Source organism: Flavobacterium sp. 38 (genome assembly GCF_057799715.1).
The window spans coordinates 14224-27275 of the sequence record NZ_JBYNWZ010000018.1 but is presented as its reverse complement, the minus strand read 5'-3'; the positions used below and the strand labels follow the sequence as shown (position 1 = coordinate 27275).

General features: G+C 34.7%; 10 protein-coding genes. 3 read left to right on the top strand and 7 right to left on the bottom strand.

The window, feature by feature from the left end:
* Positions 1-1350, bottom strand: a complete 1350-nt coding sequence (locus AC3E9W_RS22705; RefSeq protein ID WP_488770176.1) for a sigma-54-dependent transcriptional regulator — start codon at positions 1348-1350, stop codon at positions 1-3.
* A gap of 285 nt (positions 1351-1635) precedes the next feature.
* On the opposite strand from AC3E9W_RS22705, the gene AC3E9W_RS22700 reads away from it, so the two are divergent.
* The 3 genes from AC3E9W_RS22700 to AC3E9W_RS22690 are packed head-to-tail and all read left to right on the top strand — an operon-like array spanning position 1636 to position 7187.
* Positions 1636-2346 carry an ABC transporter ATP-binding protein gene (locus AC3E9W_RS22700; protein ID WP_488770174.1) on the top strand — a complete coding sequence of 237 codons (711 nt, stop codon included), beginning with the start codon at positions 1636-1638 and terminating at the stop codon, positions 2344-2346.
* Positions 2347-2350: 4 nt separating this feature from the next.
* Positions 2351-4762 (top strand): ABC transporter permease, encoded by a 2412-nt coding sequence (locus AC3E9W_RS22695; protein ID WP_488770173.1) that lies wholly within the window; start codon positions 2351-2353, stop codon positions 4760-4762.
* 1 nt (position 4763) lies between these two features.
* The gene (locus tag AC3E9W_RS22690; RefSeq protein WP_488770172.1) at positions 4764-7187 is read left to right on the top strand and encodes an ABC transporter permease; all 2424 of its coding nucleotides are present in this window, start codon (positions 4764-4766) and stop codon (positions 7185-7187) included.
* Between the two features lie 64 nt (positions 7188-7251).
* Here the strand turns inward: AC3E9W_RS22690 and AC3E9W_RS22685 are convergent, their stop codons facing one another.
* The 6 genes from AC3E9W_RS22685 to AC3E9W_RS22660 all read right to left on the bottom strand — a co-directional run bounded on the left by AC3E9W_RS22685 (position 7252) and on the right by AC3E9W_RS22660 (position 13012).
* Positions 7252-7863: a DUF417 family protein gene (locus tag AC3E9W_RS22685; protein ID WP_488770171.1), complete on the bottom strand. Its 612-nt coding sequence runs from the start codon at positions 7861-7863 to the stop codon at positions 7252-7254.
* Between the two features lie 79 nt (positions 7864-7942).
* A complete protein-coding gene (locus tag AC3E9W_RS22680) occupies positions 7943-8755 on the bottom strand; it encodes a helix-turn-helix domain-containing protein (protein WP_488770170.1) in 813 nt (270 codons plus the stop codon).
* Between the two features lie 410 nt (positions 8756-9165).
* Positions 9166-10599 carry a glycosyltransferase family 2 protein gene (locus AC3E9W_RS22675; RefSeq protein WP_488770169.1) on the bottom strand — a complete coding sequence of 478 codons (1434 nt, stop codon included), beginning with the start codon at positions 10597-10599 and terminating at the stop codon, positions 9166-9168.
* A gap of 10 nt (positions 10600-10609) precedes the next feature.
* Entirely contained in the window at positions 10610-11431 is an 822-nt protein-coding gene (locus AC3E9W_RS22670; RefSeq protein WP_488770168.1) for a hypothetical protein, read from the bottom strand.
* A gap of 1 nt (position 11432) precedes the next feature.
* Entirely contained in the window at positions 11433-12647 is a 1215-nt protein-coding gene (locus tag AC3E9W_RS22665; RefSeq protein ID WP_488770167.1) for a tetratricopeptide repeat protein, read from the bottom strand.
* Positions 12647-13012, bottom strand: a complete 366-nt coding sequence (locus AC3E9W_RS22660) for a response regulator transcription factor (protein WP_111369569.1) — start codon at positions 13010-13012, stop codon at positions 12647-12649. Before AC3E9W_RS22660 ends, AC3E9W_RS22665 begins: the two co-directional genes overlap by 1 nt.
* Between the last annotated feature and the right edge of the window lie 40 nt (positions 13013-13052).

Below are 13052 nucleotides of genomic sequence, written 5' to 3'. Positions count from 1 at the left end.
TTAGCCGATATTGATATTAAATTTCTCTAAACGTCTGTACAGCGCGCCTCTTGATAAACCCAGTTCTTCGGCAGTTTTGCTAATATTATTATTGTTTTTTAGAAGTGCTTTTTCAACCGCAGCTTTTTCGACAGAAGAAAGCTGAATATCATCTGCGTTTTCGTCATAAGGCGTTATGATTTCCAAATCCAAATCAGAAACGGTGATCGTGTTGTTTTCGCAAAGAATAACGGCGCGTTCAATCTTATTTTCCATCTCTCGGATGTTTCCGTTCCAAGCATGTTTTTCGATTTGTTCTAAAACTTTTTTATCGAAAGTGATTTCCTCTCGGCCGTATTTTTCAATCATTTTATCTAAAAGATATTCGGCAAGCGGAATTTTATCTCCATGTCTTTCCCTTAGCGGAGGCAAAATAATTTCCATCGTATTTATGCGATAATACAAGTCTTCGCGGAAGTTTTTATCTGCAACCTCTAGTTTAAGATTCAAATTGGTTGCCGTAATAATGCGCACATTCAAAGGTCTTACTTTCGTTTCTCCCAATCGTGTCAACGTTTTGGTTTGAATAACTTGAAGCAGTTTCGATTGCAAATGAAGCGGTACATTTCCTATTTCGTCTAAGAAAATAGTCCCGTTTTGTGCCATTTCAAAACGTCCGGCTGTATCGGTTTTGGCATCAGTGAAAGCCCCTTTGGCGTAACCAAACAATTCACTTTCAAAAATATTTGAGTTTAAAGAACCCAAATCAACCGCAATAAACGGCTGATTTTTCCTTTCCGATTGTGTATGAATATGATGTGCGAGAACAAATTTTCCAGTTCCATTTTCGCCCAAAATCAAAACATTGGCGTCTGTTTTTGCTACTTTATCGGCTAGAGAATAAGCCTTTTTTATAATTTCAGAATTGCCAATAAAGAATTCATCTTTTATTTCAACTTCCTTATTTTTCTTCTGCTCTTTTCGCGCTTTATCAACCGCTTGCTTTACCGATTCTAGCAATTTCTTATTTTCCCAAGGTTTTAATATATAATCAAAAGCACCCGATTTTAAGCCTTCGACAGCGGTTTCTACTTTTCCAAAAGCGGTCATTAGAATCACAACCGTTTTTGGCGAAAGCGTTTTTATTTCTTTCAACAGATATAAACCTTCTCTCCCATCTTCAAAACCCAGTCTATAATTCATGTCTAACAAAACGACATCGATGGTATTTTTAGACAATAATTCGACAATATTTTTCGGATTATTGAGCGTATAAATGTTTTCAAAATACTTTTTCAGATAGACTTTTGATGCAAAAAGAATGTCTTCCTGATCGTCGATGATTAAAATAGAGGCGTTGGTCTTTTTCATTATTGTTCAGTTTTGGACGAAAGGTGTCCATTAATGGACAGTTCAATTTTATTTCGAAAAACAAACCCTTAAAAACAAGGCGTTTAGAAGGTTTAATTTATTGGCACGAAAATCACATTAAAACTTGTAAATCATTAATAATTAACAGCTTTCGGAAGTACAAATAACAAAAATAAATAACAATAATTGAAAATAATTTATCTTAATTTTCAGACTTGTTTCTTGCATTTTCCGAAGGCATAAAAATTTTAAAAGAAAATCAATCAAAAATTAAAACAGTCAATTATGATTACCATTACAAAACTTTCAAAAGTATTTAGAACTGAGGAATTAGAAACCAGCGCCTTAAGCGAAATTTCACTAACTATCAATCAAGGCGATTTTGTTTCTATTATGGGACCATCAGGAAGCGGAAAATCAACTTTGTTAAACATTATCGGACTTCTGGATAGTGCTTCGAGCGGAAGTTACGAGCTTCTTGGCCAAGAAATGGTTGGTTTGAAAGAGAAACAAAAATCGCAAGCTAGAAAAGAAAACATCGGATTCATCTTCCAGAATTTCAATTTAATTGATGAATTATCCGTTTTTGATAATATCGAACTGCCTTTGATTTACAACAATGTTCCTTCTGCCGAAAGAAAATCTCGTGTAAACGAAATGGCTAAAATTTTAGGAATTGCGCATCGATTGAAACATTTTCCCCAGCAGCTTTCGGGTGGACAGCAGCAGCGTGTGGCCGTAGCAAGAGCTTTAATCAATAATCCGAAAATTATTTTGGCCGATGAGCCAACAGGAAATCTGGACAGCAAAAATGGTAATGAAGTAATGGAATTACTAACCGATCTTCATGCCAGCGGATCGACGATCCTGATGGTAACGCACTCCGATTATGATGCGTCTTTTTCTCAAAAAACCATTTTTATGAAAGACGGTGCTATTCTGTCTGAAAAAGTAAATCATAGAAATGTAGATGTTTTGGTAACTGCTAAAAACTAGAGTCATGCTTAAAAATTGGACCAATATTTTTGTTTATCACATCAAAAATAACAAGCTTTTTACAGCCTTAAATGTTCTAGGATTATCGATCGGGATGGCAACGCTCATTTTTGCTATTCTTTTTTGGAACGACGAACATTCTTATGACCAATGGAATCCTGAAAAAGATAGAATCTATTCGGTGCTAAATGACATCGGAAACAATAATGTCTGGACTACGAACCCAGCAACTATGGGCCCGCTAATTAAAGCTGTGTCTTCAGACGTAGAAAGTTATTGTTATTTCTATGCGCAATACGACAAAGACGTTATTTCATATAAAGGAAAAAAAGAAGTTTTGACTAAAATTTTTACTGCTCAAAGTAACTTTTTCTCTTTCTTTCCCTATGAATTTGTTCATGGAAATGCTAAAGCGGCCATTCAGGATTTAAACAGTATCGCCTTGTCTGAAGAAACGGCAGAGCGTTTGTTCGGAACAGAAAATCCTATGGGAAAATTGGTACATTACGACAGCAAGGTGTTTACTGTACGCGGCGTTTACAGACTTAACGAAAAATCTTCTGTAATGCCTCAGGCTATTACCACTTTAATCGAAAATGATTTAAAACGCACAAAAGACGAATGGACATATCATTATGGATTGGTTTTAAAAATAAAAAATCCAAATGCGACTCCAACAATTGAAAAAACGCTTAATACTATTTTTTTTGAAAACTGCACCAAAGTATATGCTAAACAAGAAGGTTTAACGCCCAATGAGTTTATAAAAAAATATGGTGAACCAGTGAAATCAAGTTTGTTGCCATTGCCAAAAGCAAAATTGTACGAAGGAAGCCAACCATTTGCTGAGCAAAATGGGAATTTACAATATCTACTTATTTTTATGGGTTTGTCTATACTAATTCTTGTTCTTTCTATTGTAAATTATATTAATCTGGCTACTGCCAATGCAATCAAAAGAGCGAAAGAAATTGGAGTAAGAAAAATTTCTGGCGCAGGAAAATCGCAGATTATAGCGCAGTTTGTTTTTGAAACGGCACTCCTTGCTCTTTTTTCTGTCTTATTGGCTTTAGTTTTTGTCGAAGTATTATTGCCGTACTACAACGCCTTTTTAGAGAAAGATCTTCGTCTTATTGGAGCGCAGTTTTACATTCAGCTACTATTAATTATGCTGGTGGTTATTCTAGTTGCTGGTGTTTTACCTGCTATTTATGTTTCTAATTTTGAAATATTGAAAGTTTTAAAAGGCAATTTTTCGCGCAGTAAAAGAGGAATTTGGCTTCGCAACGGAATGCTGGTATTACAATTTGCTATAGCCGTTTTTTTTATCATCGGATCTTTTATCGTTTACAAACAGGTAAATTTTATGGCCGAGAAAGACCTGGGCTTTAGAGGCGCACAAGTTTTGGACATCACTTTTAAGGCCAAAAAAGAAAGAACTCAATTTGAGCGATACAAAGCCATAAAACCACAAATAGAGCAAATAAAAGGTGTAGAAGGCGTTTCTACAGCTTTATTTGCAATGGGGTCACAAGAAAACTCATGGTCAAGCATTAATTACAAAAATCTAAAACCTTTTTTAATACAAGAAATGGCAATGGATTATAATATCCTGGATATGCTGGACATTAAACTTTTAAAAGGGCGAAAATTGAATCCTGCCTTTTCTTCAGACACTATTTCATCGGTTTTAATAAATGAAGAAACGGCAAAATTGATGGGCGAAAAAGATCCTTTAAACAAAATAATTATATGGCGAGATGAAAAAATGAAAATTGTGGGCGTCGTGAATAACTTCAATTATTTTGGGTTTGAAAGCCGAATTTCGCCTATGGTTTTCTTTTATGTTACTAAAATTAATGGCGTGCAAGATGATATCAGACATATTTTTGTAAAGGTTTCTCCTAATGATATGTCGCAAACTATCAGCAGTCTCAACAAATTATGGGCCGACAAAGTAGATGCTGAATATCCGTTTGAATATAATTTTGTAGATAAAAATTATGCGCGAAATTTTAAGAAATATGAAAATCAGCGAAACTTATTTGCCTTACTTAATATCATAGTAATTCTGATTGCTGTTTTCGGATTGTTTGCTCTCGCCTCGTTTTCTATGGAAAGACGGTCAAAAGAAATTGCTATTAGAAAAACGCTGGGTGCGGAAACCAATATTTTACTGAAAGAATTATCCAAACAATATGTCATTTTCTGTTTAATCGGATTCTTAATCGGAATTATTCCTGCTTATTTTTTATTGCAGAAATGGCTTGAAAATTTTGCGTTCAGAATTGATATTCCCGTTTTGCCTTTTGTATTTGCACTTTTCTTTCTCTTGTTTTTGACACTTACTATCGTATTGACAAAAGCGTACCAAGTAACCAAAATTGATGTTTTACGCTATTTAAAATACGAATAATATGCTAAAAAACTGGATTAACACTTTTATATATCAAATAAAAAACAGTAAACTATTTACTGCTCTCAATATTCTCGGATTATCAATTGGAATTTCAGGTTTGATTTTCGCACTTCTTTATTGGAATGACGAACACAATTACAATTCTTGGAATCCTGAGAAAGACAATGTTTATCAGGTATTGGCGCAATTAAGCGATATGCCTGTAACTGCAAATAATCCTGTACGCCTTAAGCCTCACTTACAAAATGATCCTAATGTAGAAACTGTTGTTTACGCAGACGAATGGTATCAGAAAGACAAAGTGATTTACAAAGGACAAAAGGAATTTGTAGATAAAATCATCAATGCCGAAAAAGATTTCTTTTCTCTTTTTCCGTTTGAATTTATCTATGGGGATGCCAAATCGGCTATAAAAGACGAAAACAGTATTGCTATTTCAGAAAAGCTTGCAGAACGCTTTTTTGGGAATAAAAATCCTGTGGGAAAACAAATCAAATGTTTAGAGTCTACCTTTACTATTCAAGGTGTATACCGCATTCCTGGAAATTCATCTATTGCGCCAAATATCGTGATAAATCGAATGAAAGATTTAGTAGATCCTGCTAAAAATCCTGGCCTTTTTGTTTTAAAAGTATTAGTAAAACTAAAAGATCCATCAAAAGTAGAATCGACCCGAAAAATGCTAGATCAGGTCTTTTACGACGAGATTATTGTGAGAGCTGCTCAACAAGCTGGTTTTACACCTGCTGAAATGATCAAAAAAATGGGAAGTTTCAAAGTTGTTATGGAACCGCTTTCGTCTGCCAGATTGCATTCTGTAACTGATGGCTATCCTGAAGGAAGAGGAAATTATCAGTTTTTGGTTATTATGGCTTGTCTATCGGTCTTGATTCTGATTCTGTCCATTGTCAATTACATCAATTTGGCAACAGCCAATTCGATAAAAAGAGCTAAAGAAGTTGGAGTTCGTAAAGTATTGGGCGCTTCAAAAAAGAATATTGTTTTACAATTCATATTTGAAACCATTTTAATGACTGCGTTTTCCGTTTTATTAGCCTTAATGATTGTCGAAATTGCACTTCCTTACTATAATTCTTTTTTGGAGAAAGATTTAAAAATAGTCGAAAGCCATTTTTATCTTCAATTAATATTCGTTTTTATCACAACCATTTTATTTGCTGGGATATTTCCCGCGTTATATGTCGCTAATTTTGGGACTCTAAAAGTTTTGAGAGGCAATTATGATCGAAGCAAAAGCGGTGTTTGGATAAGAAACGGAATGCTGATTCTGCAATTTTCGATTGCTTCGTTTTTTATTATTGGCTCTGTAATTGTCTATCAGCAAATTAAATATTTAAACAATAAAGATCTTGGTTTTAAAGGCGATCAGGTTATGGCAATTTCGTTAAATCTACCTTCTTCCTATTATCAGGGAGAAAATGCTGGAAAGAACATTTTCGAAAGATACAATACGATAAAACAGGAATTGCAAAAGATAAAAGGTGTCGAGAATGTTTCAACTGGTCTTCTTTCTTTTGATGGAGCTGATGATTCGCAATGGCCAATTTGGTATCGAGATGTGCTTTTCAAACAAAAAGCTATCGGACTTGATTATGACATGCTCAATCTGCTCAATATAAAAGTGATAAAAGGTCGAAATCTTAGTCCGAATATAGCTTCAGATACTATTAATTCAGTTTTAATCAATGAAAAATCATTGAGTTTAATGCAGGTTAAAGACCCAATTGGAAAAGAGATTAAAATTGGAAATCAAAAAATGACAATTATCGGAGTAGTAAAAGATTTTAATCTGTTAAGCCCAGAAGTTGATGTTCCGCCCATTACTTTTTACCACATAAAATCTTTGGATATGGCCAATGAAATGAATCGCGTTTATGTCAAATTAAAAGCAGATCAAATTCAAAATTCTATTGCTGAAATCGAAAAATTTTGGAAGACAAAAGTTGATACCGAATATCCGTTTCAATATGATTTTGTAGATAAGGAATATGCTCGAAGTTATGAATCGTATGTCAAGCAAAAGAATCTTTTTTCTTTGTTAAACGTTGTTGTAATTATTATTGCTTTGTTTGGATTGTTCGCTTTGGCTTCCTACTCGATTCAGCGCAGAATGAAAGAAATTGCGATTCGAAAAACATTAGGCGCAGACACCAATGTTCTGCTAAAAGAATTATCAAAACAATATGTTTTGTATTGCATAATTGGCTTTTTAATTGCGGTTGTTCCAGCTTATATTTTGCTGCAAAAATGGCTGAATAATTTTGCCTTTAGAATAGAAATTCCTGTTTTGCCTTTCTTAATTTCTTTTGCTTTTTTATTGGCACTTACTTTAATCATTGTTTTAGCGAAAGCGTATCAGGCAACAAAAGCAGATGTTTTAAAATATTTAAAATACGAATAATCAGTTTATGTTTAGTAGAAAAGCTGTGCAAGTTTAAAATCTTGCACAGCTTTTTTTATTTTGATTACGCATAAAATCGTTGCAAAATTTCTTTTGCATTGTCTGAAGCTACAATCAATCCGCCGCTCATCATGATGATGTCTTTTAGTACCAAACGCCCTCCAACAGAAAGATAAGGAAACCCAAATTGCGGTGTCGGGAAATCTCCGCCCAAATTTGGAACGTAAACTTCGGGTGTTGTAATTAAAAAGGATAAGGTTACAAATGCCATTATGAAAGTCAATAATCCACCTATTAAGCCAATTTTCGGAAACCAGATTCCTAAAAGAACCAATAATCCTATTGTTACAATAACAGTTCCTAGTGCATAAGAAAAAATATAAGTTCCGTTGGCTTCGTGCCATTTGATGTTTTTCTCTACCGTTTTGCCTTCTAGATTTTTGTAAAGTGTATAAGCTTTTACTGTTTTTCCGTCTTCATTAACGACTTTCGTATTAGCCTCTTTATAAAAGAAACTCATAAACGGACTATTCGCGACAAGCGGAACGATTCCATCTGCTTCATATTTAAAGGCTTTTAGTCCGCCGATCCATGCCATTACAATGAATATGGCTATTCTTAAAAAGTGAATGAAATTGTTTTGTCCACCAGCTATAAATCTTATAAATTTTTCCATTTTGATTATGTTTTAAATACATACCAAAATTACTTTAGCGCTGTCTGGATAAAAATGGACTTAAAGGAGTTTTCATGGACTATTTTGCCACGATAGAAATACCGACTTCTTTCCTGAATTCTTTTGGCGAAATGCCAACGCTTTTCTTGAAATATCTGCTGAAATAGAATTCGTCTTCAAAATTAAGATCATCTGCGATTTCTTTTATGGTCTTAGTGGTTAAATGCAGCTGTTTCTTAGCTTCCAAAACAATCCGATCTTGAATAAGCTGTGAAGGCGATTTTCCGAAATGTTTTTTGATTCTTTTACTAAAAGTGTTCACGCTCAGATTGTATTTAGAAGCATAAAAAGCAACTTCTTTGGCTTCTAGAAAATGCGTGTCTAACAAATGCTGAAACTTCAGAATATCAGCATTTCCAATAGATTCCTGAACGTGTGGCGACATTTTCAGCTGTTTTTCTTTGCTGCTCAATGCCAAAACAACTTGTAGATACGATTTTAGAATCGAATTGTCATAATCCAATTCGGAGTCTTCTACTCTTTTCATTCTTTCGATAATGCTGGTGATTTCTTCGAAAATAAAATCAGAAACGGTTACAAAAGGTTCGCTATAGATATCGTTGAACAAAATTCCGTTACAGGCTACTTCTTTTTTATGGTATTCGATGCAGTAAAAATCTCCATGAAAATTTAAAGAATTAATGAAAGGTGCTGTAGAACTTTTCCATTGCAATAACTGATACGGCGTTAAAAACAAAAGACATTTTCCTTTGCATTCATATTCCGTGAGATCAACAGAAAAAACGGCTTCTCCATCAAACATTATAATGTAGTAATAAGGTTCGTTGATTTCCTTTTCAAGAAAAGAAGATTTTTTCAGTTCGATTTTCATATTACGAAAATAAAGATTTTATCGTTTGTTTTTTTACCGCAAAGTTCGCGAAGGTTTTTATTCTAAAAAATATGAATCTCGCAAAGACGCAAAGTCGCAAAGTTTTTCTCAAAGATTGAATGTAGAGACGCACTGCAGTGCGTCTAACGTTTGTAATATAGTCGCGCAATCCCGATAGCTATCGGGAGCAAAGTCGCAAAGTTTTTCTCCTTTTTTGTCACCCTGAACGGAGTCGAAGGGCGCAAAGTTTGTTTCACGCAGATTAAAAAAGATTTAAGCAGATCTACAAGATTTTTTTAGATTTTTTAGATTTAAAATAATCTGCTCTAATCTGTAAAATCTGCGTGAAACCAATTTTATAGAATTTCAATTTTCAAATTATCTAATTGACCAATTCTCTAATTGACTAATTATTCCTTCTTTGTAAACCCCTTTCTAGTCATTTCTCCCCAGCCCTTGGTTCCCATAATTTTTTCTTTGTAGCCAATTATAGCCGCGTAAACCGTAAGCGGATGGAAATAGAAAGGTTCTATAAAAGCCGCCATTAAAAGTTTAAAAAAGTCAGCTTGTTTTGGGTATTTGTGGTACGTTTTTTCTTCGCTGTAAAGCGCAATAACCGAAAAGAAAACCGCAAACGAATACACAAAAAACAACAGTAAAAAGAAAAAATGCCAATTCAGCAATCCGAAAACGATAAAAACGACCGTTATGAGAAGACCAATAAATTCGATTCCAGGTGCTAGAAACTCGAACAAGGTCCAATACGGAACACTCAACATTCCTAACAATTTATATTTCGGATTCAGGAACATTCTGCGATGAATGCTTAAGGTTTCTATGGTTCCTCTCATCCAGCGGGAGCGCTGTTTTTTGAATATCTTGAAATCTTCTGGCGCTTCCGTCCAGCAAAGCGGATCTGGAATATAACTTACCGAATATGGCAATTTGTTGTCCAGCATATAACGGCGCATTCTCACAATAAGTTCCATATCTTCGCCAACGGTTTTAGTGCTGTAACCGCCAGAAAGTATGGCGATTTCTTTATCAAAAGCACCAAAAGCCCCGCTGATTAACAATAATCCGTCCAGTTTTCCCCAAGCCATTCTTCCTAAAAGAAAAGCTCGTAAATATTCTAAAACCTGAATTCTCGACAGCATTACATCTGGAACATTTACTTCGACTAAACGACCATTCTTGATGATGCATTGATTTGCAATTCGAACCACTCCGCCAGTTGCGATAATGCGGTTTCCGTACGATTCTAAAAATGGTTTTGCCAATTTTAAAAGCGAATCTTTATCCAAAATACAATCGACATCAATACAAACCACATACGGATTTTGAGCAATATTCAGTCCGACGTTTAGCGCATCGGCTTTGCCTCCATTTTCTTTATCAACCACAATCAGCTTTTTGAAAGCCGCGTTTTTTGACGTATAAATTCCTCTAATCTTTTTGGTTTCAATTTTTGGATGAAAATCCAAATCGGTTAAAACAAGATCGTATGTTTTGGTCAGGATTTCCATCGAATTGTCTTTGCTTCCGTCGTTTACCACAATTACCTGATAGTTATTGTAGTTTAGCGAAAGCAATGATTTTACATTTTCTTCAATCGTCAATCCTTCGTTATAAGCAGGCGCAATTAGGGAAAGTTTAGGAGCAAATTCGCTGGTTAATAGCACATCGTAGTCAACAAAACTGTTGCGTTTGAGATATCTTCTAAGCTCTTTTGTAGAAAGATAAGCCAAGATTAAATAAGAAGACATGATTAGTATGGCGTAACCAAGTATTAGGAGTATATATACATCCAAAAACCATGTTATTTCAGGATTAAAAAATGTCATTTTCTTAAATTTAAGCTGTTAAGGTCTGCAAAATGCTCTGCGCTTCGTATTTTATAACTGTATTGGTTGTCTGAGCTGCCAATTGCGCTACATGAGGAACTTTCTGCGATAATTTCAGTTCTTTTATAAGCTTTAATCCAAGCGTAATTACAGTGGTGTTTTGAGACTCCAATAAATGTTCTATTCCTTCGGTATCGCCAACATCGTGTTTTTTGAAAGCGGCAATAATATTCAGCTGCATCCAATCGTCAATAGGATCGGAATGTTCTACTAAATATCTGACACTCCGAGTTCCTTCTAGTTTTATAGCAGCATTTAGTGCAACAATTTTTAATGTCTTTTTTCTGGCTTTAGAACAGGCTATAATTGGGACAAATGCTTCTTTAATATTAAACTCTGCCAACTCTGTAATTCCTTGACATTTTTCTTCCCACCTTAAACTTTTAAGTTTTCTAAAAGAAATTTTTACTAAATGAGAATCTTTGTAAAACTGTTCTAATTTCTGAGCATAAACACCTTCGTAATTTTTATGCAGATTGATAAGCGATTCGGTTAAAACTTCTCTAAAAAAAGATGTATCAAAAAGCACGAGAAAATTTTTATCTTCTCTGATTTTAGAAAACGAAACATCTTCAAAAATAACAGCCGACATTACTTTGTCAATCATTTCACTGTATTCTTTTCTCAACCGTTCTTTTTTTATTTTGCTGTTTCTGCTGGCAACAATAATAAGATATAGGATGAATGACGCTGCTACAAACAGATAAATGGAGAAAGTGAGAAAAGGCACTTCCCAACCACCGCTTTTGTATAGTTCCCAGATTTCTGTCATCTTAAAAACGTTTCGTTACAATAAACTGTACATTAAATCTATTTCTGTATTCCCCAGGTATATATTCTTCGTATTCATAAAGAAAAATTGGGCGCACAAAAAAGGAATCGCCAAAACAATGCTGGTATTGAATTCCTGCTCGATATGCTTTTAAAGGCTGTGTAAAGCTATTGTAGAGATACAGATACGGAACATTTCCGTATTGCAATTCCAATCTGATAAGGCGTTCTTTTTCTTCGTTTACACGCTGAACGCTTAAAACATGAGAAAACAATTCGTTTGAAATATCGTAATACGGTCTGTAGGCAAAACTATAAATGCCGGCGTTGTACGCAACTTGACCGGTAAGCAGTGTTATATCGTCAGTTTCAAAATGCATAAATCTTCCTCCTAGCGAAAAATCGAACTTTTTCTGCGGAGCAAAATAGTATTCTAAACCTGCTTTGGCTACAGGAAATATGGTTTCTCCTGTTGAAACTCCTGCATTGACATACAGATAGCTTTTGTTTGAAAAGGTCTGATAAAAATCGGTTTCAAATAACATTTGGGTTTCATTGCTGACATTTCCAATATTTGCCCTTCCGACAATTGCTGATTTGCTGAATTTATGCGAATACTCCACATAACCATAATGAAACGGAGATTGTCCAGGATCTGAGGTCGAAATATTGAGGTAAGAAGCTGAAACTGCATTTTTTGCTTTACGCCCGATAAGCGTACGGATTCCTCTGAAAGCCTGTGTGCTATTATCGATATAAGCTGATTTTTCTATTAAATCTAAGGCTTCCTTATCTCGATTTAGTTTTTCCAGACAAGTCGCTTTAATCCTTAAAACATCAACCGATTTTGGATCAATAGCAAGATATTTGTCGCAATATGAAATACATTTTTCGTAATCTTCTGTCCAAAAATAAATGTTTACAAGTGCCTGTAAAGCTTCTGGATTCGGATTATTTCGGTCTGCCATTGGCGACAGTATTTTTATAGCCGTTTTATAGTCTTTTTTCCAACTGTAAATGCGTCCGGCATACGTTTGTATATCTTCATTTTCTGGATATTTGGCGCGCAGAGGTTCGATAAGCGACAAGGCTTTATCGTAATTTTCTTTTTCAACCTCGCGTTTTACGTTTGCCAAAGTTTCGTCAATATTGATTTCTTGTCCAATAGCAACGGAAGAAACAAATAGCAGAAAAATAGAATAATAGATAAACTTCATCAGATTCGGGTTTTTAGCAGTTTATTGATTCTTACTAAAAGTACGGCCGGACTCACAGGCTTGGCTATGAATTCGTTTGCACCAATGTCAAAAGAATCAAGCTCGGTCTGCTCAACGCCCGAAGAAGTCAAGATAATGACAGGAATATCAGATTTAAGATTCTCTCTGACATGTTGCGTAATTTCCATTCCGCTTACACCTGGCATGTTTATGTCGGTTAATATTAAATCATAGTTTTCTTTTTCGATTGCTTCAAGAGCTTCTTTTCCGTCAGAAAACTGGTCAACATTAAATCCTTTCGACTCTAAGAAAAAAGATAATGATTTGCGTAGGATATCATTATCTTCGGCTACAATAATTCTCATTTTTTATTTTTTTATCTGGGGACATTTAAAATTATAACGT